The sequence below is a fragment of the Pseudomonas sp. NFX98 genome (assembly GCF_047784845.1).
Lineage (GTDB): Bacteria > Pseudomonadota > Gammaproteobacteria > Pseudomonadales > Pseudomonadaceae > Aquipseudomonas.
Map to the genome: position 1 here is coordinate 112,233 of NZ_JBLNNF010000010.1, position 23,239 is coordinate 135,471.

Sequence of the window (23,239 nt, forward strand, 5' to 3'; positions counted from 1 at the left end):
TCCAGTTATTGGCAACCTGTGTTTCAGCTCGCTTACACAGGGGCCGGCGCCGGGAAAAGGTGCCAGCCCGGTACATCGCGGGTCAGAATCGGTAGTTCAAACCCAGCGTCAGTGAGCGTTCTGGTGCCGGTTGACGACCCCATGGGCTGGTGTCGATGCCACGGAAGTAATACTCGCGGTTGAACAGGTTGCTGACCCCGGCCGAGGCGGTCAGGACGCTGTGGTCCTGCAACTTGAATTCCCGTTCGATCGCGGTGTTCCACACCCAGTACGCCGGGAGTTTGCCCACGGACGCGGTGGCATCTTCGTCACCTGAGTTGGCGGCGTCGGTGTAGGCACTGCTGACGAACAATCCATCCAAGCTGTAGGTCCAGTGCTCGGCAAAATGATAACGGCCGTCGATGTTGAACTGGTTGCGCGACGCGTACGGCACTTCGTTGTCCTTGAAGGCGCCGTTGCGCTGTTTGGCATCGAGGTAGGCGTAGCTGGCGTGCAGGTCGAGATCGGGCAGCGCCGAAGGAGTCCAGAACACTTCGGTCTCGATCCCCTGATGGCGGGTGCTGCCGAGGTTGACGAAGCGGTCGGTGGTGGCGTTGTAGACGATCTGATCGCTGAAATCGATGCGGTACACACCGAAGTCCACGCGCAGACCTTGCCACGGCGTGTAACGCACGCCGGTTTCGTAGTTCCAGGCGAGTTCGGCGCCGACGTCGCCTTCCTTGACGATCTGCGTGACCTGCGGCGGGCGCAGGGATTTTTGTGCGTTGGCGTAGACGAACCAGTCATCGCTGGCCTGGTAACCCACGGTCAGGCCCGGCAGCCATTCCTCGGATTTGTTTTCATTCTTGAAGCCGGTGATGCCGTCGTCGTAGTTCATCGTTGCGTTTTCGTAGCGCACGCCCGGCGTGATCGTCAGGCGATTGTCGAGCAGGCCGATGGCGTTGCTGAGGTAGAACGCCTTGGCTTCGTCGTCGAAGGTCCAGTCGCGGAACGGCGTGGTTCTTCCCGTGGCGAGGCTTTCGCGGTTGACCTTGTAGTCGATGTCTTCACGCACGTAACGCGCGCCCAGCAACCATGTCTGACTGAGTTGTTCGCCGTCGATGCTCATGCTCAGGCGCGGTTCGCTGCCCCAGACCTTGAAGTCACGCGGGCCATCCTGCTTGGTCACCGCCGCGCCGTCGGGGGTGAAGGGCAGGCCGACAACGAAGTTGCGGTAACTGTTGTGGGCGAAGTTGGTCCAGCTGAACTCCACCGAATCGAACGGGCCCATCGCGCCGAGCTGCTGGGTGTAGGTGCCCCAGACCCGGTCGGTGTCACCTTCGAATCGGTCCAGCGGTCTTGTCGACTGGCGCGGGTCGTCCTTGTAGTCCTTGACGCTGAGGGCACCGGCCAGGTCCATGTCGGCTTTGTAGCGCTGCACGCCGAAGCTCAGGTCGCGGTCATCGTCGATGTTCCATTGGCCGCGCAGGCGATAGTTCTGGATGTCGCTGTCGGAATGCTCGCGGGCGGTGTCGCCGTTGATGGTGTTGAGGTCCAGTTGCAGGCCGATGTTGTCGGTCAAGTAGCCGCCGGTGCCGAGGTAGGTGTCCCACATTTGGTGACCACCGGCGTTGAACGTGGTGCGTTCCTGCAGGGTGGTTTCCCATTCACGGGGAATCGGCTTGCTGATGAAGTTGATCACGCCGCCGACGTTGTTCGGGCCGTATTGCACGGCGGCGCCACCACGCACGACATCGATGCGGTCGACGGTCGCCAGGGTCACCGGGAACAGCGACAACCCGGTCTGGCCATACGGCGCCAAAGCAAGAGGAATGCCGTCGGACAAGGCTTGCACCCGGCCGCTGCGGCTTTCATACAGGCCGCGCACGGAAATCTGCGGCAGGGCGCCAGTGCCGGTTTCGTCGAAGATTTTTACGCTGGGCACCCGTTGCAAGGCATCGTCGACGCCACGCACGCTGGCTTTGTGCAGGTCGGCTTCCTTGACCATCGAGCGACTGCCTGCGTAGGTGAGGATTTCCGGATCGGTCGCGCCACCGAGCACGTCGCCACGGATCACCATCGGTGCGATGTATTCGGGTTCGGCAGGCTTGGCGGCGGCAGGTCCCTGGGTTTGCGCCGGAACGACAATGAAAGTGTGCTCGTCGCGAACCTGTGATTGCAGGCCGCTGTGGTCGAGCAGTTGCGACAATGCCTGTTGTGGCGTGTAGCTGCCCTTGAGGGCCTTGGTGGTTTTGCCCGTCGTGAGGTCGCTGGCAAAGATTATCTGCACCGACGATTGCCGCGCCAGGGCATTGAGTGCCTTGTCCAGGCTGGTGCTTGGCAGGTCGAGATCGACCTTTTCCTGCGCTTGGGCCGGTGTCGCAAGGGCGAACAACAGGCTGGCGGCGAGGGCGGACAATGGCAAATGCCGGCGGTGTTTCATGGACGGTGTTCCTTGGAAAGTGGGGGCTGTACTGACTAGCCGCCACGAGCGCAAGAAAACCCTACCTCCCTCGGCAATTATTTTTTCGTCGCCTTGCGCCGCACGTGAAGGGTGCCATCGAATTCGCTGTTGAGGCTGACCGGCAGGATGCTCGGCAACAGCTTGAGCAAGTCCTCGACGTTGCGGTTATCGAACACGCCGCTGATCGGCAGGCTGCCGAGGCTTGGGTCATCAAGGATGATCGCCGGCTTGCGGTAGCGCTGAATCTGCGCCAGGGCTTCGGCCAGCGATGTGCGCTCGAAAATCAGTCGACTGTCCTTCCAGGCAATCGCCGCGTCGGTGTCGACCGCGATCGGCTGTTGCAACAGGTGCTGTCGCACATCGACTTGTTGCCCAAGCACAAGTTGAACACTGTGTTTGGCTGCCGTTCTGTCGTTCACATTGATGACGCCGCGCACCAGCGTCACCCGCACCCCATCCTCAAGATGACTGACACTGAACAGCGTGCCCAATACGTTGACCTGTGCGCCACCGGCATCGACGCGGAAAGGGCGCAAAAGCGTTTTGGATACATCGAACAGCGCCTGCCCGGCTTGCAGTTCCACACGCCGTGAGCGCAGATGCCAGGCGACCGTGGCTCGGCTGTCACTGTCGAGAGTCATGCGGCTGCCATCGACCAGTTTCACCACCCGGCGCTCACCGATCACGGTATGGAATTGCTCGCTCTGGTAGGCCGGATCGAGCCACATCAGCCCTGCGCCGAGAAGCACCAGCAAGATCGTCGCGCCGAGTGCCTTGCGCGGTTTGCGCGGTGTCGGGGTGGGCATCGGGAAGCGATTGCGCAGTTCTTCGCGATGGCGCGCCAGGGCTTCGTCTTCGCGGGACGATGGGGTTGGGATGGGCGACTGACTCAATGGGCATGCTCCGTCTCAGCCAGCACTGTGCGGCAGGCGGCCAGGCCCAGGCGCAGATGTTTTTCCACGGTCTTCAAGGAAATACCCATGCGCGCGGCCACTTCAGCCTGGGGCAGTTCATGGATTTTGTGCATGACGAATACCATCTGGCAACGCGACGGCAACCCGGCGATGGCTTGTGCCAGACGCTCGAACTCCCGGGCCGCCTCATATTGCTGTGCGGGCAACGGCGCTTGGCAAGTCGCTTCGGGCAACTCGGGCATGGCCACGACCCAGGCCTGGCGCCGTCGCTCGCTGCGGTAGCGACTGACTGCCTGATCGTGGGAAATCTTGTGCAGCAACGCCAGTGGCGTGTGCACGCCTTCCTTTTCGCGCTTTTCCAGCAATTGCACACAGACGTCGTGCACCACTTCACGGGCAAAACCGCGATCACCAAAACGGCGACGAACACGGTCGACCAGTTCGTCGTAATGACGCACCAGCGTGGTGACCAGCGTTGGTTTGATGGAATCGAACGGCATGACAGACCTGTGGCGAGGCAGAACGGCAGCAAATATAAATGAGAAAGCTTTTCATTCATAGTCTCGGCAAAGTGGTTTGAGCGGCATTGCGAGAGCGTCTCTTCATTGATGGACACAGTAGTGGCTATTTAGTAGCCTTCCGCGCTTTCCATTGCACACGCCCCTCAAGGACGAACATGTTGGCCCTTAACTTTCAATCATCGCGCGCCGTTGCCACGGTAGCGCTGTTCTCCGTTTTGCTCGGCGGCTGTGTCGTCAACGGCACTTATCCCGATGCCACCCAGCCGGATGCCGCCAAGCTGCGCTTCGTCACCAGCATGCAGAACTCGACGTTCTCCTACTTCGATGCCGCGCATTGTGACGGCCAGACCACTGGCGCGCTCAACAACATGTTCACCAGCGATAGTCAGCGCCGGGTCGGCATGAGCGTTGCGCCACCGGCCGACGCCAAGGATTACCTGGAGATCAAACTCAAGCCCGACCAGGATGCTTACCTGCTCGCCCAGGCGGGTGGCTACTCAGTGTGCGGCAGCGGTTTCAACCTCAGGCCTCAACGGGGAGCGGAGTACGAGGTGACCCTTAAGGCCGGGCGCGGCTATTGCCTGACTACGCTGCAGCGTGTGCAGCGTATCGATGGCAAGGATGTGCGCATGCCGATGTTGCTCGACCGCAAAGGCGTTGCAGCGTGTGAAGGACGCAACGCGTTCTTCCCGAAAGTGCCGCCGGCATTACCGGATACGCCGCATCGCGTGACCTTGATCGATCAAATCATTGGCAGTTCCGTGATTGCATCGATGAAGCCCGATCCGGCCAAGCCGAGCATTTCGGCGCCGGACAAGCTCGACAAACTGATCACGGAGCGCAAGGCCAAGCTCGGTTTTGCGCTGCCGGACGACTACTGGACGCTGTATCGCCAGAACCTGATCGCGTTCGAAGAAGACATGGCGGCAAACAAGGGCGAGACGCTCAAGCGTTACACCGAGGAATACCGTGTGCGCCTGCAACGACTTGACGATAAGCAACTGGAGCAGTGGGCGCTGCCGGAAGACAAATCGGCCAAGCCTGCCAATGCGGCGGCGTTCGCGGAATACAAGGCGATGGCGATCTACTACTTCCAGATCAGCAATCGCGTGACGTTTGAAACCGTCGGCCGCCACCTGGAGCGGATGGCGCAGATGGATCAACAGTATGGCGTGTGCGCGCGTTATTCCGACTGCTGGAGAAACATCTGAAGAAAACATGAGGCGGTGAACTACGCTCGCCGCCTCGGGGGCGATTATCTGCCGGCAGCGGCTGCCAGCAGCGGCGCGATTTGCTCGTCGGTCAACGCGGCCTGAACCTCCATGTTCATGAGGTCGCTTCATTGCAGTACCCACCTCTGAATCGGTACTGGATCATTAGCCTCGGCAATACCAAAACCCGCAGAGCCACCGACGGCGTGCCAGCGCCCGAGCATCTTGACGCCTTCCGGCGGGGCGCCACCGGTCTTGAGAAAACGCTCGATCGCACTGTTGCGATTCGCTGAACTGATCGTCCAGCTGACGATGAATAACATTGGCCACCTCCTTCCAGGGATTGGCACCTGTCTGTCTTTGCGTACCGGGTTGGCGCCGGGACCACGGTCACGTTTGCTATTGCCTCGAAACGATTTCGTCCTGCAGAAGGCATAGCAGTGCCACGTACTTCACGTACGACCGCTGATCCTGTTTTTTCAGTCTTTTCAGGAGGTTGTTTCACCAGCGAAACATAGGCAACGGACGCAATGGCGAGCGGAGGAACTGCCGTACAGACTGCCTCATCAACATCCCGTGGAAGCCATGATCGGGAAACGTCGACTGCACCGTCTTGATGTATACCCGAGGCAGGCCGAAACGCACCAGTCCAAGCGACACATCAATCAGGTCGGCCCGCCGGAATGCCTCGACAGTCGTGGCGTTTGCGAAGCGATAGGGACGTACTTTGTGGTGCTCCAGGATCAGCGCACTGACTTCATCGATCAGTTCAGGGCGTTGTCGGGTTTCCAGATAATCAACGGCCAGGGCCACTGAAGGCGGTAGATAGTCCAGGGTGTTGTCGGTCCAGATGCCCAGGTCATGGAACCCTGCGGCGATCTGCACCGCCTCTGACGGCAGGCCTTGAATGTCGTTGAGCGCACGATAGAAATTCAGCACGCGATAGATGTGATTGCGATAGCCCTGCAAGTCCGTGCCGATTGCCAGCGCGAACGAGGTGAGTATCTCGTCGGTGACGGGGAATTCGAGCGCAAGGTTCATCACGCATCCCGCAGCAGGTCATTGGCGTTGAGGAGTTCGTAAGCGATTTCGGGGCGCTTTTCCATGGCGCGGCGGATCGCCGTCGGGATCGATGCGCGAGTCTTGCGGCACAGCCCCGGCAGTTCGCCGACGTGGATGCCGATGCCGCGCATGGTGCGCACTTCGTTGAAGCTGGGGACGATGTCGACGCGGATGCCCAGTTGCTCGAACATGCGCCGTTTCAGGTGCTCCAGGTCCTGGAGACTCGACAGGTTTTCCAGGCGCTCGATCAGGCGTTTTTCTTCCGCGCGGGTCAGAAACAGGATGCGTACGTCGGCCCCCGGCGTTTCCAGCAACGGGTCACGCCCGCAATCGCAGGCACCGGGTGGGCAGGGTTGGCGAATCGGAGCAGAGGTGGTCATGGGGTTCAATCATAGAGTGCTGTGATTGAATTTGCCCATAGGGATTGGACTGAAGGTGATCCAATGTGGAGCGCGGCCCCTTGTGGGAGCGAGCTTGCTCGCGATAGCGGATTGTCTGTCACATCGATTTTGAATGTGCCGACGCCATCGCGAGCAAGCTCGCTCCCACAGGGATTACGGTGAACCTGGTTTACATCATTTCAATACCAGCATCCGATAAACCCCGTTCTCGGCTTCGATCCCGTGAGTGTCATGGGTGAACCCGGGGAAGGATTTGTCGAAGGCTTCCAGCGCCTTGAGATAGGCCAGCAGCGGGCCGTCCGCAGGACCGGTGTTTTCGCCCGGCATCAGCAATGGAATACCCGGTGGATACGGCACGATACCGGTGGCGGCAATGCGCCCGGCAGCTTGTTCCAGGGTCACCAGTTCGATGTCGTTGCGCACCAGTTTCTCGTACGCCTCCACCGGGCTGAAGACCGCTTGCGGCAACGTACCGAACGCATTGGACATGGCCGAGGTGGTCTTGTGTTGCTTCATGGCGGCGAAAATTTCATCGGCCAGGTCCTTGAGTCCCATGCCCGCGTAACGGGTCTGGTTACCGGCAAGCAATTCCGGCAGGACCAGTTCCAGTTCGGCGTTGTCGTCGTAGTCGCGCTTGAAGTCGAGGAGGGCGTTGACCAGCGTGCCCCATTTGCCTTTGGTGATGCCGATGGAGAACAGGAACAGGATGGTGAAATCCGTGGTTTTCTCGACGACGATGCCTTGGCGTCCAAGGTACGCGGTCAGCACACAGGCCGGGATACCGGTCGGAAGCAGGTTGCCGTCGTCGCCCATGCCGGGGCTGAGCACCGAGACCTTGATCGGGTCCAGCATGCAATAGCCTTCCTCAATGTCACCGAAACCGTGCCAGACCTCGTTGGGGTGCAGGACCCAACAGTTCGGCTCGGTTTTCAGCAGCACCGGGTCCACCTCGTGGAACGGCACCGTGGCATTGCCGACTTGCACGGTCGGCGGTTGCCAGCAGGTGAAGAACCAGTCGTTCTTGCTCAGCATCTCGTTGTGCATGCGCGAGATGACCTGACGGAAAGACACCGCTTCTTCGATAGATTCGCTGGTGAGGATCTGCCCGCTGGGTGCTTCCATCATCGCCGAGCTGACGTCGCAGGAGGCCATGATCGCGTAGTTGGGCGAGGTCGAGGCGTGCATCATGTACGACTCGTTGAAGCGCCCGTGTTCGATCGGGTTGCGGCCGTTGCGCACGTGAATCATCGAGGCCTGGGACAGCGCCGCCAGCAGCTTGTGCGTCGATTGCGTGGCGAACACGGTCGGCTTCGACGCATCGTGATCGTCCGGGCTGCCATGCATGGCGTGGCGATCGCGGTACAGCGGGTTGAAGCGCGCGTAACCGTACCAGGCTTCGTCGAAATGCAGACGGTCGACGCTCTGGCCCAGCAACTCTTCGACGCGCGTGACGTTGTAGGTCAGGCCGTCGTAGGTGGAGTTGGTGATGATCGCGTGGACCGGCGTCGGATCGATGCCATCCTTGACCATCGGGTTGTTGGCGATGGCTGCTTTCACGCCTTCGGCGCTTAAGGTTTGCGGGAGGATCGGGCCGATGATGCCGTAGCGGTTGCGGGTCGGTACCAGATAGGTCGGCAGCGCCCCGGACAGGGTCATCGCGTGTTCGGCGGACTTGTGGCAGTTACGGTCGCACAGGGCGATCTGGTTGCGCGTGACGCTGGCCATGAGGATCACGCGGTTGGACATCGACGAACCGTTGGTCACGTAGTAAGTGCGGTGGGCGCCGAACACCTTGGCGGCGTAGCGCTCGCCCTGGCCGATGGGGCCGCTGTGATCGAGCAGCGAACCGAGTTCACCGACGGAAATCGACAGGTCGGAACGCAGCAGGTTTTCCCCGAAGAATTCATAGAACGCCCGGCCCGCAGTGCTTTTCAGAAACGCGGTGCCACCGGCATGCCCCGGTGTGTGCCAGGAGTATTCATAGGACCGTGCAAACTTCACCAGCGCGCCAAACATCGGCGGCAGCGCGGCCTGACGATAGCGCTCGATGGCCGCCAGTATGCGGCCGCTGAGGAAGCGGCTGGTGTCCTCGGGCAGCCAGATGAAGTCGTCGGCGTGTTGCATGACCACCAGCGGAATGCTCGAGGCAGTGCTGCGGTCGCTGATCAGGAATACCGGCACGCGAGTGTTGCGCTCGCGCAGGCTGATCAGCAGTTTGATGCACTCGTCGTGGCCCTCGCTTTTGTCCATCTCCCAACTGAGCAGCACACATTGAATGGCCGGGTCCGAGCGCAGGATGGAGGTGGCGTCGCTCAGGGATTCAGACGCCAGCACGTGAACGGCGCGCTCTTCCACGTCGTTGACCAATTGTTGCAGGGCGCGACCGAAGACGGTGCGTTTGTCCGGCGGGCTGCTGACCAACAGCGTCAGCATCCCGAGGGAGTGTCTATATTCCGTCATGATTGGGTCTCCAGTGCGACAGATTTCAGGTTATTTACCGGTACCGGATCGGCGGCGAGGTGCTGCGCGCTGACAGTCTGGGTCGGTACGCTGTTGTTCAGCGCTTCGAGACGAATCAGGCGGTTGTTGACGAAGCCGAACAGCGTGTAGCCGAAGATGGTCGCCACGCCGCCAAGCATCAGTGCCTGCTCACCGGAGCTGTACAGCGCCAGATAGCTGTAGGCCGCCGCGACCCAGGCAATGATGTTGGTGGCCAGAGCTTTTCCAGGCGGAACGTTGGAGACTTTTTGCATGGTCATCAGCGCGGCCATGGACAGGATGTACGGCACCAGGTTGGTGACTACGGCGAGGTTGACCAGGGTGTCGAACTGTTTGCTCAGGTTGGGGCTGATGGTGAGCAGGGCCAGCGCAGTCTGCGCCGCCAGCAGCACCAGCATGCCGACAATTGGCGTTCCCGCCTTGTTGGCCTTGGCGAAGATCGACAGGAAGTAACCGGTGTCGGCCGAGCTTTTGTACACCTGCGCGATGGTGAACTGCCAACCGAGCAACGAGCCGATACAGGCGAGCACCATCGCCGCCATCACGATGTCGCCGATCAGTGGGGTGAACATGTGGGCAAATACCAGGCCGAACGGTGCGGTGGAAGCGACCAGTTCAGCGTTACCGACGATACCGAAGATAACGTTGGTGGAAACGATGTAGATCACCGCCGCCCCCAGGGTGCCGCCAAGGACCGCAATCGGCACGTTCTTCTCGGGGTTTTCCACGGCGTCAGTGTTGGCGCAAGCCGACTCCAGACCGAGGAACGCCCACAGGGTGATCGCCACCGAGGCACCGGCCGCTTCGAACCAGGATCTGTCGTGGGGGTTCCAGCCAGCGGCGTAAACGCTGCTGTCGAACCAGAACCAGCCAACGGTCGACACCAGCACCACCGGGGCAATCACACCCCAGACCGTGATGGCGCCGATCCGGCCGGTGATCCGCGCACCGCCGAAGTTGGCGAAGGTGGTGATCCACAACAGCGCGATGGTCGCCAGGCCCACTTGCAGTGAACCAAGCTGAACGTTGAACAGCACCTGGATGTAGCCAACCGCGGTAATACTGATCGCCACGTTGGCAATCAGCAGCGACAGGCCGTAGGTGTAGTTGGTGATGTAGTTGCCGGCCTTGCCGAAGGTGTACTCAGCGTAACCGCCCATGCCGCCGGTCTTTCGGCTGAGCATCCCGCAACGCGCAAAGGCATAGGCCAGTGCGAGCGAGCCTGTGGCCGTGACCAGCCAGGAGAGAATCGAAATTGCGCCGACTTCCGCGAGTTTTGTCGGTAGTAGCACAATGCCTGAGCCCAACATGTTGACGGCGGTCAACATTGTCAGTTGCCCCACACTCATTTTCTTTGCGACTGACATTCCGTTGCCCCATTAGTTGGCAGAAGAGACTGTTAGCTATAGCAAAGGTTTGAAATGTCGCAAGAAAATGGCTTTCGTTTACTGACTCGGATCAGCTATTGAGGGTAAGGCATTATGCTGGCCCCCAAGGCTTTCGATTGTCGCCAGAATCGCTGGAATTTCAGGCGGTTAGGGTGGCATTTACATGCGCAATGTGTGGATCGCGCTGATCTCGTTCAGCGTTGCAGGCTGTGCAGTTTCTGCCCAGGCCAGAGAACTGAAGCCCGGTGATACTTATATGTGCAGCTGGGGTGCGGGGACGGCGGCTAGAGCGCAGGAACTCAAGTTGTCCGGGGTTTCGCTGTATGCGGCGCGGCAGAAAATCCAGTCTTACAAATTCGCTAAATCGTGGATGCGGATGATGGCAATGGGGATTACCGAGCAAACGTATGACAGTCCGACGAAGATGAAGCCGGCGGCATTGCGGCAGAGTTTTTATGATGATTGTGTGAAATATAAGTTGGCGCGCAAGTAATGCTTTTCTGTGTGCATAGCCGTTGCTTCGGTATCAGATACTTGTTTCGCCCATACGGCGAGCAAATGAAGGGTGAGCCAACCTTCTGCCACCCGGCAACGATAAGCGGTAAGTAGAGTGAGCACTAATTTTTAGCGCTCACTCGCGTAATGAATCAGCACAAACGCTGGTGTATCACCCGCGTCTCGGCAGCATCCAGTTTGGCCGAATGAAGTGGCAGGTATAGCCTTCAGGCAGCCGTTCCAGATAATCCTGATGCTCAGGCTCCGCTTCCCAGAACGGGCCGGCGGGCTCGATCTCGGTAACCACTTTGCCGGGCCAGAGGTCGGAGGCGTCTACATCGGCGACGGTGTCCTCGGCGACGCGTTTCTGTTCTTCGCTGAGGTAATAGATACCCGAGCGATAACTGGTCCCAATGTCGTTGCCCTGGCGATTTTGGGTGCTTGGATCGTGGATCTGGAAGAAAAACTCGAGGATCTGCCGATAGCTGATCTGCGCCGGGTCGAAGACGATTTCGATCGCTTCGGCGTGGGTGCCGTGGTTGCGGTAGGTGGCATTGGGCAAATCGCCGCCGGAGTAACCGACCCGCGTGGCGATCACGCCCGGTTTGCGTCGCAGCAGATCCTGCATGCCCCAGAAGCAGCCGCCGGCCAGAATGGCGGTTTCGGTGTTCGTCGTCATGTTACGCACCTTCCATCAGAGAACGGCCTCGTGGGGGAGGCCGTCAGACCCTCATTGCATTTTGCTGTGGTCCATCTTGCTGTGGTCCATGCTGCCGTGATCCATGGTGTCGAGGGCGCGCGCTGGAGCCTCGACCTTGATCGTCTCCTTCTCGCCCTTGGCGTTTTCCACGGTCAGGGTCAGCGGCACTTTGTCGCCTTCCTTGATCTGCCCGGTCAGGTTCATGAGCATGATGTGGTAACCATGGGGATCAAAGCTCACAGCCTTGCCGGCCGGCAGGGCGACGGACTCGACCTGCTGCATGCTCATCACATCGTCTTTCATGCTCGACTGATGAATCTGTACCAGTTTGGCCACCGGCGACTCAACGCTCAGCAGCTTGCTGTCGGTGTCGGCCTTGAGGGTCATGAACGCGCCACTCGACGGCTGGCCGGCAACGGTCGCACGGACCCAGGCGTCGTTGACCTGGGTTTGCGCCGATACCTGCCACGCCATGCCAATCAGGGACAGGCCCAAAGCTATTTGTTTAACACGTGAAGCGCAGAACGAAGTCATCAGCAGACCTCCATGACGGTGAGCAAATCTTCTGCACACTCTTGAGCGGTAAGGGACGCGGACAGGCCCAGGCGCAGATTGCCCCGGGAGTCGAACACGAAACTGGTGGCGGTGTGGGACAGGGTGTAAGTGTCGCCGCTCGGAACCTTCTCGAAGAATACGCCGAACTCCTTGGCGGTGGCGGCGGTTTCTTCCAGCGTGCCGTACAGCGCCTCGAAACTCGGGTCGAAGGCCTTGACGTATTTGTCGAGCAATTCAGGTGTATCGCGCTCGGGGTCGAGGGTGATGAAGATCACCTGCAGACGCTCGCCATCGCGGCCCATCAGTTTTTTCGCCTGGGCGGCGCGGGCCAGCGTGGTCGGGCAGACGGCCGGGCACTGGGTGAAACCGAAGAAGATCATCGGCATCAGGCCCTGATAGCTGCCCAGCATCCGGGTTTCGCCCCCGGTATCCTTGAGCTTGAAGGAGCGGCCCAGGATCTTGTCGCTCAGGTCCTTGCCGTACTTGAACGACAGCTTGCTGCTGTCATCGCAGCCGGCGAGCAGGCCAAGGCTCAGCAAGCCCATGCCTTGCAGGACCGTGCGACGGGAATACAACGTACTCATGAAAAAAAGCATCCTGTGTAGCGACAGATGGAACACAGTGCCTGACTGATCAGACGAAAAAAAGCGCAGGGATGTTAACAAACTGTTGCCCGTTAGCGCTTAATCGATGGCCGACCGGTCATGCGCCAAAAGGTCGCGGGTGCCGTGATACATGAACATACAAAAACGGCCCGCAGGCGGACACATTGCAGATACATCCGTGTTGTTACATCGGCTGGTCGAAACCTCATTGAGAGCACCGCCATGTTCCGCAAATCGCAGCAAGCCGCCCGATTCTTCAGCCAGAGCGCGCGTTTGATGGTGGGCGTTCCGGATTACGACAACTACGTCGCGCAGATGGCTATCAACCAGCCGGGCGAGCCGGTGATAAGCTATGAGGCGTTTTTTCGCGAGCGTCAGGAAGCGCGCTTTGGGCGTGGGAAATGTAATACGCGGTGTTGCTGACAAAAAGATCGCAGCCTGCGGCAGCTCCTACAGATGTACGCGATCCCCTGTAGGAGCTGCCGAAGGCTGCGATCTTTTGATCTTTGTACCTATTCAGGCGGAAGCGACCTGCGCACAGCTCCTACAGGTTTTGCGCGCACTTTTAGCGCGATGGCTGGCAGCGTGCACCAGTGCGAAGCGGTTTCCTGATCCATTCCCGCCTGCGACATCAACCGCTGACTTCGCCAGAAGCGTTGCCGACAAGGCTCGGCACGCATGTTTCCAGCCCCCGCGCTCGACTGGCACAAACACTGCATTCACCCCCTCAGCGCCATCTGAAAAAGATGGACCGCCCACTCGGTCAACGTCGATCGATCAACCGCACAGGTCGTGGGCACTATCGGTGGATCAGGCATGGCCGTCTGATTTCAACACCGCAAAAGAACAGGCAAAGACGCCTGGAACCGCAAGGTTTCAGGCGTTTTTTTTTGCTTTTTGAACCGTGATGGGCTTTGGGCAGGGTCGTTTATGAATTCCAATGTAGCCACATTGAACAAGCATCAAACGCTGATCGTGATCGGCAATGGCATGGTCGGGCATCATTGTGTCGAGCAGTTGATCGAGCGCGGCGCCCTTGACCGCTATCGGTTGCACGTTTTCAGCGAAGAGCCGATGCGCGCTTACGACCGTGTGCATTTGTCCGAGTATTTTTCCGGTCGCGATGCCGAGTCGCTGGCACTGAGTGACGCGTCGCTGTACCAGACGCCGGGTGTCACGCTGCACCTGGGCGTGCCGGTGCTGGAAATCGATCGTGACCGTCGCCAGGTGATCACCTCGCAAGGTTGCTTCACCTACGACAAACTGGTGCTGGCCACCGGCTCCTACCCGTTTGTACCGCCGATCGAAGGTGCCGATGGCGATTCGCGTCTGGTGTATCGCACCCTCGAAGACCTTGATGCGATCCGTGGCGCAGCGGCCAATGCCAAGCGCGGCGTGGTGGTCGGCGGTGGCCTGCTCGGCCTCGAAGCGGCCAATGCCCTGAAAAGCCTGGGCCTTGAAGCGCACGTAGTGGAATTCGCGCCGCGCCTGATGCCGGTGCAGCTGGATGACCTCGGTGGGTTGGCGCTCAAGGCGCAGATCGAACGGTTGGGCGTCGGTGTGCACTTGTCCCGCGCCACGCAATCGATCAGCGCTGGCGAAGAATTCCGCTATCGGATGAATTTTGCCAACGACGAATTCCTCGAAACCGACCTGATCGTGTTTTCCGCCGGTATCCGCGCGCAAGACGCACTGGCTCGCCAATGCGCGCTGGAGATCGGGCCGCGCGGTGGCGTGGTGATCGACGACACCTGCCTGAGTTGCGACCCGAACATCTACGCCATCGGCGAATGCGCATCGTGGAACGGCAGCCTGTTCGGCCTGGTCGCTCCGGGTTACCAAATGGCGCGCAGTGTCGCAGCAGGTTTGTGCGATGACGCCGCCGAGCCGTTCCAGGGCGCCGACATGTCGACCAAGCTCAAGTTGCTGGGTGTCGACGTTGGCTCCATCGGCGACGCACACGCCAACACGCCGGGCGCGCGCAGCTATCAGTTCATCGACGAAACGACCGCCAGCTACCGGCGTCTGGTGGTCGACGCCAGCGGCAAGCACGTGCTCGGCGCGGTGCTGATCGGCGACAACAGCTATTACGACACGCTGCTGCAGTACATGCAGAACTCGATTGCCTTGCCGTCGGAACCGGCCGCGCTGATCCTGCCGTCGTCCGAAGGCGCGCTGACCCTCGGCCCGGGCGCATTGCCGGAAACGGCCACGGTCTGCTCCTGCCACAACGTGACCAAGGGCGCGATCTGCTCGGCCATCGACGGCGGCTGCACCGACCTCGGCCTGCTCAAGTCGCAGACCAAGGCTTGCACCGGTTGCGGCGGTTGCGCCGGATTGCTCAAGCAGGTCTTTGAACATGAGCTGATTGCCCGTGGGGTCAGCGTCGACAAGAGCCTGTGCGAACACTTCGCCTACACCCGGCAGGAACTGTATGCGCTGGTGCGGGTGGAAGGGGTGATCACCTTCGAAGAACTGCTGGCCAAGCATGGCCGTGGCCACACCGGATGCGATGTGTGCAAACCGGCGGTGGGCTCGATTTTGGCGTCGTGCTGGAACCAGCCGATCATGGACCCGTCGCTGGTGCCGTTGCAGGACACCAACGACACGTTCATGGCCAACATGCAGAAAAACGGCACCTATTCGGTAGTGCCACGCATTCCCGGTGGCGAGATCACCGCCGACAAACTGATCGCCATCGGCGTGGTGGCGAAGAAATACGACCTCTACACCAAAATCACCGGCGGCCAGCGCATCGACCTGTTCGGCGCGCAGTTGCATGAGTTGCCGGACATCTGGGCCGAGTTGATCGAGGCCGGTTTCGAAACCGGGCATGCCTACGGCAAATCGACCCGCACGGTGAAATCCTGTGTCGGCAGCACCTGGTGCCGTTACGGCGTGCAGGACAGCGTGCAAATGGCCCTGACCATCGAAGATCGCTACAAAGGCCTGCGCTCGCCGCACAAGCTCAAGTTCGCAGTGTCCGGTTGCACCCGTGAATGCGCCGAAGCGCAAAGCAAAGACGTGGGCGTGATCGCCACCGAGAAGGGCTGGAATCTGTACATCGCCGGCAACGGCGGCATGCGCCCGCGCCACGCAGAACTGTTCGCCACCGATCTGGACGACGCGACGCTGATCCGCTACATCGACCGATTCCTGATGTTCTACATCCGCACCGCCGACAAGTTGCAGCGCACCTCGGTCTGGCGTGAAAGCCTGGAGGGCGGCCTGGATTACCTCAAGGACGTGATCATCCACGACAGCCTCGGCCTGGGTGCCGAACTCGAATCGCAGATGCAACTGGTGGTCAACCGCTATGAATGCGAGTGGGCCAACGCCCTCAAGGACCCGGAAAAACTCAAGCGCTTCCGCACCTTCGTCAACGATAAACGCCCGGACCCGGACATCCACTTTGTCCAGGAACGCGGCCAACGGCGCCCGATCATGGCCGCCGAACTCAACCTTATCCCTGTCACCGAGGAGAGTGTCTGATGAATCAGTCCAATACCCAACGCGCTGCGCCTTTGGAAAATATCGACGTCTGGCAATCGGTGTGCAGCCAGCAGGATCTGGTGAACGATTCCGGTGTGGTGGTGTGGCTGGACGGCGCGCAGGTGGCGCTGTTCTACCTGCCGAACGTTCAGGGCAAGACGCTGTACGCCATCGACAACCACGACCCGCAATCCGGGGCCAATGTTATCGGACGTGGCCTGGTCGGCAACATCAAGGGTGATTTGGTGGTGGCGTCGCCGATCTACAAACAGCACTTTCGGCTGGAGGACGGCAGTTGCCTGGAGTACCCGCAACAGCGCTTGCGGGTTTGGCCGGTGCGGTTGAATGACGGCAGGGTGGAAGTCGGGATGGCCTGACGAAGGCCTATGTAGCAGCTGGCGCAGCCTGCGTTCGGCTGCGCAGCAGTCGTAAAACCTGTGTATGCGGTTTACCAGATAGACCGCAGTGCCTGAACTTACGACTGCTACGCAGCCGAACGCAGGCTTCGCCAGCTGCTACAAATTTTGTGTCAGGTCAGAACTTGAAGGCTTGTCGTCCTACGAGTAACCATTTCCCATCCTGCTTCTGCCAGATCTGGAAGTTCTCGATCTCGGTGGGAACAACTTCCGTACCCTTCAACGCCTGCGCGGAGAAGTGATGGCGGACCAGCGCGACATCGCCGGAAACGGTGATGGTCTGGTTCTGCATCTCAAGAGTCTTGAACGCGCTTTTTCCGGTTTCGATGTCGGCGATGAATTCCTTCTTGTTCTGGATCTTGCCGCTGGAATGCCCGTAGGTCAGGTTATTGGCGGTCAAGGTCTGAAGCTGCGCGATGTTTTTGTGCAACATGGCGTCGGTCAGATGATCGACAGCTTGCGCAACATCGTTGTCAGGCGAAGAAGAGGCGGCGGCGACGTAGCCGCTGAACAGGCAGAGAAAACCAATCAGCACTTTGACTTTTTTCATGGGTGTTTCCTTGTTGTTGTAAGTTGTCGTACAACCTAGCAGATTTCTCCTGCAATGGAAGACGCAGGGCAGTGGATTGATAGCGGCCAGCAGCTACCGCAGGTCGTAAAAATCGCAATACATGGGCACAGGCTTTCAATAAGTGCGCGGATCAGTCGATAACCTTTTCAGCAATCAGACTTTAGTCGACCGACGAACGTAAGAAGAGAGGAACCACAGAGTGTCCATAAAACTGCGTTTACTGTTGTTGATCGGCACAGGCGTGCTCACTGCCTTGATCATGGGGCTGGTCAGTTACCTGGGTAATGGCCAGATGGGGCAAGCGGTGCAAGACAATGACGTCGGCATGAGCGCGCTGCGCAATCACCTCGAAGCGGACATGATGCACGATGCCCTGCGCGCCGACGTGCTGTCGGCGATGCTGGTGGGGTTGGGTAAAAGCACCAGCAGCAAGGCTGACGTGCGCAGTTCCCTGGAGGAGCACACCGTGCATTTTCGCGAGATGCTCGGGGAGAATCTCAAACTGCCGGTCGATGACTCTCTGAAAACCGCGCTGAACCAGATCAAGCCAAGCCTCGACACTTACATCAGTGCCGCCGAGCGCATCGTCAGCCTGGCGCTGGAAAATCCCGACGCGGCGCAAAAAGAACTGGGCGCCTTCAACAGCGCGTTCAGCCAACTGGAAGACCGGATGGCAGCCCTCAGCGAGTTGATCGAGAGCCACACGCAACAGACCAGCCAAGGCACGGCGCAGGCCATCATCAACGCCAACTTCACCGTCGGCGGTGTGCTCATCGCCAGTCTGTTGTTGCTGCTCGCGCTGGGTCGCTCGGCAATCGTCAGCATCATGGGCCCGTTGCAGACCGCCAGCCGCATCGCCGACAGCATCGCCCATGGCAACCTGAGCGAGCCGATTGTCGAGACGCAGCGCAACGACGAAGCCAGCCAGCTGATCCGCAGCCTGGCGACCATGCAGCGCGATTTGCGCGGCATGATCGAAGTGGTGCGCAGCAACGCCCATGGCGTCAGCGGCATGAGCGCGCAACTGAGCAACGGCTGCCACGAGGTCGCGGGCAGCAGCCAGCAACAAAGCGCAGCCGCCAGCACCATGGCCGCCGCCGCCAGCGAAATGACCGCGAGCATCGAGGAAATCACCCGACATGCCGAGCGTGCACTGGACATGGCCAATCAGGCTGAAGCCTTGGCCAAGGATGGTGGGCGGGTGATCCATCAAGTGGTCAACGACATGGACGGTATTGCCCGTTCGGCGCAGCAGTCGGCACAGGTGATTCGTACGTTGGACAAGGAATCCGAAGGGATTTTCAGCATCATCCAGGTGATCAAGGGCATTGCCGATCAAACCAACCTGCTGGCGCTCAACGCCGCCATCGAAGCGGCCCGCGCCGGTGAGCAGGGCCGTGGTTTTGCCGTGGTCGCCGATGAAGTGCGCAGCCTGGCCGGACGCACCAGCGCCTCGACCCAGGAAATCGCCACCATGGTCGCGCGCATCCAGCAAAGCACCCGCGAAGCGGTGATCAGCATGGAGGAGGGCGTGGCCCAGGTCGATAAAGGCATGGCGGTGACCGCCGATGTCGAACGCGCCATCCGCGAGATCCTCGAGGCCACGCTCAACACCACGCAACTGGTCAACGACATCAGCCGCACCATCGGCGAACAAAGCCTGGCCAGCAACGAAATCGCCCATCAAGTGGAGATGATTGCCGGCATGTCCGAGGGCAACAGCAAGGTGATCGGGCAGACGGCTTCGACCACCGATGAACTGTCGAGCCTGGCGGGGCAGTTGTCGCAGTCGGTGGATCGTTTCCGCCTTTGAGGTGTGGCTGAAAAGATCGCAGCCTTCGGCAGCTCCTACAATGGAATGCGTTTCCCTATAGGAGCTGCCGAAGGCTGCGATCTTTTGACTTTAAAGATACTTATCGGTAACCGCCCCCTCCGAAGCACTGGACACCGTCTTCGCATACTTGGCCAACACCCCGCGCTTGTACTTCGATTCCGGCCGCACCCAGCGCGATTTGCGCTCGGCCAATTCCGCATCGGATACATCCACCGTGATCTGCCGGGTCTCCGCATCGATGGTGATCTTGTCGCCGTTCTCGATCAGTGCAATCGGCCCGCCATCAAAGGCTTCCGGCGTGATATGGCCCACCACGAAACCGTGTGAACCACCGGAAAAACGCCCGTCGGTGATCAGCGCTACATCTTTGCCCAATCCCTTGCCCATCACCGCCGAAGTTGGCGACAGCATTTCGCGCATGCCCGGTCCGCCCTTGGGTCCTTCATAGCGAATCACGATCACTTCGCCGGGTTTTACTTCGCCGTTGAGAATGCCGGCCAATGCACCTTCCTCACCGTGATAAACCCGCGCCGTGCCTTCAACGCGCAAGCCTTCCTTGCCGGTGATCTTGGCCACCGCGCCGGTGGGCGAGAGGTTGCCGCGCAGGATGACGAGGTGTGAATCCTTTTTGATCGGCCGGTCGAAGGGCAGGATCACGTCCTGGCCATCGGGGTAGTCAGGCACGTTTTCGAGGTTTTCGGCGAGGGTCTTGCCGGTCACGGTCATGGCGTCGCCATGCAACATGCCGGCCGCCAGCATGCGTTTCATCAACGGCTGAATGCCGCCGATGGCCACCAGCTCGCTCATCATGTATTTGCCGCTGGGGCGCAGGTCGGCGACCACCGGGGAAATCTTGCCCAGTTCGACGAAGTCATCCAGCGTCAGCTCGACATCCACCGCGTGGGCCATGGCCAGCAGATGCAAAACCGCATTGGTCGAGCCAGCGAGGGCGATCACCACGCGAATCGCGTTTTCGAAGGCCTTGCGGGTCATGATGTCGCGCGGTTTCAGGTCGAGCTTGAGCAACTCCATGACCTGCTGGCCGGCGCGGAAACTGTCCGAGGCCTTGTCGCTGCCGACGGCGTCCTGGGAGCTGGAGCCCGGCAGGCTCATGCCCAGTGCTTCGATGGCCGAAGCCATGGTGTTGGCGGTGTACATCCCGCCGCAGGAACCGGGGCCAGGAATCGCCACTTCCTCGATCTGCTTGACCTGGATTTCGCTGATGTCACCGCGCGCATGCTGGCCCACGGCTTCGAACACGGAAATGATGTCGGTGTGCCCGGCACCGGGCCGGATGGTGCCGCCATAGACGAAGATCGAAGGCCGATTCAGCCGCGCCATGCCGATCAGGCACCCTGGCATGTTCTTGTCACAACCGCCCACAGTCACCAGCCCGTCGAAGCCTTCGCAACCGGTCACCACCTCGATGGAATCGGCGATCACCTCGCGGGACACCAGCGAATATTTCATGCCTTCGGTGCCGTTGGCGATGCCGTCGGAAATGGTGATGGTGTTGAAGATCACGCCTTTGGCGCCGGCAGCATTTGCGCCTTTCTCGGCTTCGATCGCGAGCTTGTCGATGTGCATGTTGCAGGGTGTGACCATCGCCCAGGTCGACGCGATGCCGATCTGCGGTTTCAGGAAGTCTTCGTCGGTAAAACCCACCGCTCGCAACATGGCCCGGGCGGGCGCGGCTTCGACGCCGTCGATCACTTGGGAGGAGTACTTGCGCAGATAGTCGTTATCGCTCATGACGATGCACCCATTGAGGCAAACAGCATCAGTATAGAGGCCCGGCAGCGTGTATCCGGACTAACCAGTCGGGAACAGACGCGCGGGTTTGTCGTGACGTGATATTCTTTGCGCCAACTTGGTTTGACCTATTCAGTTTTCCTGTCCTTGAGACGGGCGAACAGAATCACTGTCGCTCAAGTAGCTGAAGCCAAAAAAGATAAGAAGTCAGTTCAGTAGGGACATATAACGAGGGTCGATGCAATCAATCGGCCTTGTGTGCCCAGCCTGCGATTCGAAGGTGCCAGAGCCCGTGATCTACCGTGAAACACGGGGCTGCGTGCGTAAGAATGGAAGGGCGGATGGCGTTTTATCATAGGTGCTACAGATGTTTAAAAAAGTGAACACGGCCCTGCTGGGGTTGGCGTTGTCGTTGGGGATGACGACGGCCCAGGCCGAAGAGGCCAAGAAAGTCGATGTGCTGCTGATTGGCGGCGGCATCATGAGCGCGACCCTGGGTGTGTGGCTCAATGAGCTGGAACCCGGTACCTCGATGGAAATGATCGAGCGCCTCGACGGCGTCGCCCTGGAAAGCTCCAACGGCTGGAACAACGCCGGTACCGGCCACTCCGCCCTGGCCGAGCTGAACTACACGCCGGAAGACGACAAAGGCAACGTTTCGATCCCGAAAGCGGTTGAAATCAACGAAGCGTTCCAGATCTCCCGTCAGTTCTGGGCCTGGCAGGTTCAGCAAGGCGTGCTGAAAAACCCGCGTTCGTTCATCAACTCCACGCCGCACATGAGCTTCGTGTGGGGCGACGACAACATCAAGTTCCTGAAAAAGCGCTACGAAGCCCTGCAAGCGAGCCCGCTGTTCGCCGGCATGCAGTACTCCGAAGACCCGGCCGTGATCAAGAAGTGGGTCCCGCTGATGATGGAAGGGCGTGACCCGAACCAGAAAGTCGCGGCCACCTGGAGCCCGATCGGCACCGACGTGAACTTCGGCGAAATCACCCGCCAGTTCGTTGCCCATTTGCAAACCACGCCTAAATTCGACTTGAAGCTGTCCAGCGAAGTGCAGGACATCACCAAGAACGACGACGGCACCTGGCGCGTCAGCTACAAAAACCTGAAAGACGGCACCAAGTCCGAAACCGACGCCAAGTTCGTGTTCATCGGCGCCGGCGGCGGTGCATTGCACCTGCTGCAGAAGTCCGGCATTCCTGAAGCCAAGGAATACGCAGGCTTCCCGGTAGGCGGCTCGTTCCTCGTGACCGAAAATCCGACCATCGCCGAGCAACACCTGGCCAAGGCCTACGGCAAAGCTTCCGTCGGCGCACCGCCGATGTCGGTTCCGCACCTGGACACCCGCGTGCTGGACGGCAAGCGCGTGATCCTGTTTGGCCCGTTCGCGACCTTCAGCACCAAGTTCCTCAAGGAAGGTTCGTACCTGGACCTGCTGACCACCACGACCACGCACAACGTGTGGCCAATGACCAAGGTCGGCATCAAGGAATATCCGCTGGTCGAGTACCTTGCCGGTCAACTGATGCTGTCTGATGAAGACCGCCTCAACGCCCTGAAAGAATACTTCCCGAACGCCAAAGCCGAAGATTGGCGCCTGTGGCAAGCGGGCCAGCGCGTGCAGATCATCAAGCGTGATGAAGCCGCTGGTGGCGTGCTGAAACTGGGCACTGAAATCGTTGCTTCGCAAGACGGCACCATCGCCGGCCTGCTGGGCGCTTCCCCAGGCGCATCGACTGCCGCACCGATCATGCTGACCGTGCTGCAGAAAGTGTTCAAGGACAAGGTAGCGACCCCGGCGTGGCAAGAGAAGCTGCACCAGATCGTGCCGAGCTACGGCACTCAACTGAACGGCAATCCTGAAAAGGTTGCGCAGGAGTGGGCCTACACCGCCAAGGTGCTGGAACTGACTCCGCCACCGGTGATCGGGCAGGTAGCTGCTCCGGTGACTGCGCCGGCTGAAGCGCCTAAGGCACCGAAAGAGAATGCTGCGGCTGATATGGCGTTGTGATCGGGTTGCTTCACCGTTGAGGTGAGGCCTCATGATTAGCTGATCCGCAGAAAAGAAAGCCCGCTGAACCGGTAACGGTCAGCGGGTTTTTTTGTTGTGCTTGCTGTAGGAGCTGTCGAGTGAAACGAGGCTGCGATCTTTTGATCTGCGCTTTAAAAGATCGCAGCCTCGTTTCACTCGACAGCTCCTACAGGGTGCGGGGTTTCTTCGTAATGCGCATCTGATCCGTATTTTTCGTTGCTTTCTGCCTCTGTAATGCACACAGCTTGCAGCCCACAATAACAACACGCTCCGCCGCAACAGCAGCGGTTGCACCGCACATTCATGACGTAGGGGGCCTTATGGGCAAGATGGCGATTTTCCTCG

The 23,239-nt window shown here is 59.9% G+C and carries 18 protein-coding genes and 3 pseudogenes; 8 read left to right on the plus strand and 13 right to left on the minus strand.

Going from position 1 to position 23,239, the window contains the following annotated elements:
• Positions 1–82: 82 nt before the first annotated feature.
• The 3 genes from ACM110_RS15325 to ACM110_RS15335 all read right to left on the minus strand — a co-directional run bounded on the left by ACM110_RS15325 (position 83) and on the right by ACM110_RS15335 (position 3,857).
• Positions 83–2,422, minus strand: a complete 2,340-nt coding sequence (locus ACM110_RS15325; RefSeq protein WP_416128430.1) for a TonB-dependent siderophore receptor — start codon at positions 2,420–2,422, stop codon at positions 83–85.
• A gap of 77 nt (positions 2,423–2,499) precedes the next feature.
• On the minus strand, positions 2,500–3,336 hold the full coding sequence (locus ACM110_RS15330) for a FecR family protein (protein WP_416128431.1): 837 nt from the start codon (positions 3,334–3,336) through the stop codon (positions 2,500–2,502).
• On the minus strand, positions 3,333–3,857 hold the full coding sequence (locus tag ACM110_RS15335; RefSeq protein ID WP_416128432.1) for an RNA polymerase sigma factor: 525 nt from the start codon (positions 3,855–3,857) through the stop codon (positions 3,333–3,335). The genes ACM110_RS15330 and ACM110_RS15335 overlap by 4 nt, the downstream gene beginning before the upstream one ends.
• Positions 3,858–4,033: 176 nt before the next feature.
• Between ACM110_RS15335 and ACM110_RS15340 the strand changes: the two genes are divergently transcribed.
• Positions 4,034–5,089 carry a hypothetical protein gene (locus ACM110_RS15340; protein ID WP_416128433.1) on the plus strand — a complete coding sequence of 352 codons (1,056 nt, stop codon included), beginning with the start codon at positions 4,034–4,036 and terminating at the stop codon, positions 5,087–5,089.
• Positions 5,090–5,133: 44 nt separating this feature from the next.
• Here ACM110_RS15340 and ACM110_RS15345 read toward each other — a convergent pair.
• The 5 genes and pseudogenes from ACM110_RS15345 to potE form a co-directional block, all read right to left on the minus strand.
• Positions 5,134–5,412, minus strand: a pseudogene (locus ACM110_RS15345) (DUF3303 domain-containing protein).
• A gap of 178 nt (positions 5,413–5,590) precedes the next feature.
• Positions 5,591–6,130 carry an HD domain-containing protein gene (locus ACM110_RS15350; protein ID WP_416128434.1) on the minus strand — a complete coding sequence of 180 codons (540 nt, stop codon included), beginning with the start codon at positions 6,128–6,130 and terminating at the stop codon, positions 5,591–5,593.
• Positions 6,130–6,531 (minus strand): hypothetical protein, encoded by a 402-nt coding sequence (locus ACM110_RS15355; protein WP_416128435.1) that lies wholly within the window; start codon positions 6,529–6,531, stop codon positions 6,130–6,132. The genes ACM110_RS15350 and ACM110_RS15355 overlap by 1 nt, the downstream gene beginning before the upstream one ends.
• A 195-nt stretch (positions 6,532–6,726) precedes the next feature.
• Positions 6,727–9,012, minus strand: a complete 2,286-nt coding sequence (locus ACM110_RS15360) for an Orn/Lys/Arg decarboxylase N-terminal domain-containing protein (protein WP_416128436.1) — start codon at positions 9,010–9,012, stop codon at positions 6,727–6,729.
• Positions 9,009–10,418 carry a putrescine-ornithine antiporter gene (gene potE / locus ACM110_RS15365; protein ID WP_416128437.1) on the minus strand — a complete coding sequence of 470 codons (1,410 nt, stop codon included), beginning with the start codon at positions 10,416–10,418 and terminating at the stop codon, positions 9,009–9,011. Before potE ends, ACM110_RS15360 begins: the two co-directional genes overlap by 4 nt.
• Before the next feature lie 184 nt (positions 10,419–10,602).
• Between potE and ACM110_RS15370 the strand changes: the two genes are divergently transcribed.
• The gene (locus ACM110_RS15370; RefSeq protein WP_416128438.1) at positions 10,603–10,932 is read left to right on the plus strand and encodes a hypothetical protein; all 330 of its coding nucleotides are present in this window, start codon (positions 10,603–10,605) and stop codon (positions 10,930–10,932) included.
• A 174-nt stretch (positions 10,933–11,106) separates the two neighbouring features.
• On the opposite strand, the gene msrA is transcribed toward ACM110_RS15370, so the two are convergent.
• Genes msrA through ACM110_RS15385 form a run of 3 tightly spaced genes read right to left on the minus strand, consistent with a single transcriptional unit; the run spans position 11,107 to position 12,773 of the window.
• Complete coding sequence (gene msrA / locus ACM110_RS15375; protein ID WP_416128439.1) at positions 11,107–11,613, minus strand: peptide-methionine (S)-S-oxide reductase MsrA; 507 nt, start codon at positions 11,611–11,613, stop codon at positions 11,107–11,109.
• Between the two features lie 51 nt (positions 11,614–11,664).
• The gene (locus ACM110_RS15380) at positions 11,665–12,168 is read right to left on the minus strand and encodes a copper chaperone PCu(A)C (protein ID WP_416128440.1); all 504 of its coding nucleotides are present in this window, start codon (positions 12,166–12,168) and stop codon (positions 11,665–11,667) included.
• Entirely contained in the window at positions 12,168–12,773 is a 606-nt protein-coding gene (locus tag ACM110_RS15385; RefSeq protein WP_416128441.1) for an SCO family protein, read from the minus strand. The genes ACM110_RS15380 and ACM110_RS15385 overlap by 1 nt, the downstream gene beginning before the upstream one ends.
• Before the next feature lie 243 nt (positions 12,774–13,016).
• Here ACM110_RS15385 and ACM110_RS15390 point away from each other — a divergent pair, with 243 nt between their 5' ends.
• The 3 genes from ACM110_RS15390 (at position 13,017) to nirD (ending at position 16,663) form a co-directional block, all read left to right on the plus strand.
• On the plus strand, positions 13,017–13,217 hold the full coding sequence (locus ACM110_RS15390; RefSeq protein WP_416128442.1) for a YbdD/YjiX family protein: 201 nt from the start codon (positions 13,017–13,019) through the stop codon (positions 13,215–13,217).
• Positions 13,218–13,724: 507 nt separating this feature from the next.
• Positions 13,725–16,286 carry a nitrite reductase large subunit NirB gene (nirB, locus tag ACM110_RS15395; RefSeq protein WP_416128443.1) on the plus strand — a complete coding sequence of 854 codons (2,562 nt, stop codon included), beginning with the start codon at positions 13,725–13,727 and terminating at the stop codon, positions 16,284–16,286.
• Complete coding sequence (gene nirD / locus ACM110_RS15400) at positions 16,286–16,663, plus strand: nitrite reductase small subunit NirD (RefSeq protein WP_416128444.1); 378 nt, start codon at positions 16,286–16,288, stop codon at positions 16,661–16,663. Before nirB ends, nirD begins: the two co-directional genes overlap by 1 nt.
• 157 nt (positions 16,664–16,820) lie before the next feature.
• Here the strand turns inward: nirD and ACM110_RS15405 are convergent, their stop codons facing one another.
• The gene (locus ACM110_RS15405; RefSeq protein ID WP_416128445.1) at positions 16,821–17,252 is read right to left on the minus strand and encodes a nuclear transport factor 2 family protein; all 432 of its coding nucleotides are present in this window, start codon (positions 17,250–17,252) and stop codon (positions 16,821–16,823) included.
• Positions 17,253–17,532: 280 nt separating this feature from the next.
• Between ACM110_RS15405 and ACM110_RS15410 the strand changes: the two are divergent.
• A pseudogene (locus ACM110_RS15410) lies at positions 17,533–18,228 on the plus strand (HAMP domain-containing protein); the annotation flags it as partial.
• Positions 18,229–18,489: 261 nt separating this feature from the next.
• A pseudogene (locus tag ACM110_RS15415) lies at positions 18,490–19,086 on the plus strand (methyl-accepting chemotaxis protein); the annotation flags it as partial.
• 90 nt (positions 19,087–19,176) lie between these two features.
• On the opposite strand, the gene ilvD reads toward ACM110_RS15415, so the two are convergent.
• A complete protein-coding gene (gene ilvD, locus ACM110_RS15420) occupies positions 19,177–20,859 on the minus strand; it encodes a dihydroxy-acid dehydratase (RefSeq protein ID WP_416128446.1) in 1,683 nt (560 codons plus the stop codon).
• A gap of 367 nt (positions 20,860–21,226) precedes the next feature.
• Between ilvD and mqo the strand changes: the two genes are divergently transcribed.
• Positions 21,227–22,873, plus strand: a complete 1,647-nt coding sequence (gene mqo, locus ACM110_RS15425) for a malate dehydrogenase (quinone) (RefSeq protein ID WP_416128447.1) — start codon at positions 21,227–21,229, stop codon at positions 22,871–22,873.
• Positions 22,874–23,239: the final 366 nt, after the last annotated feature.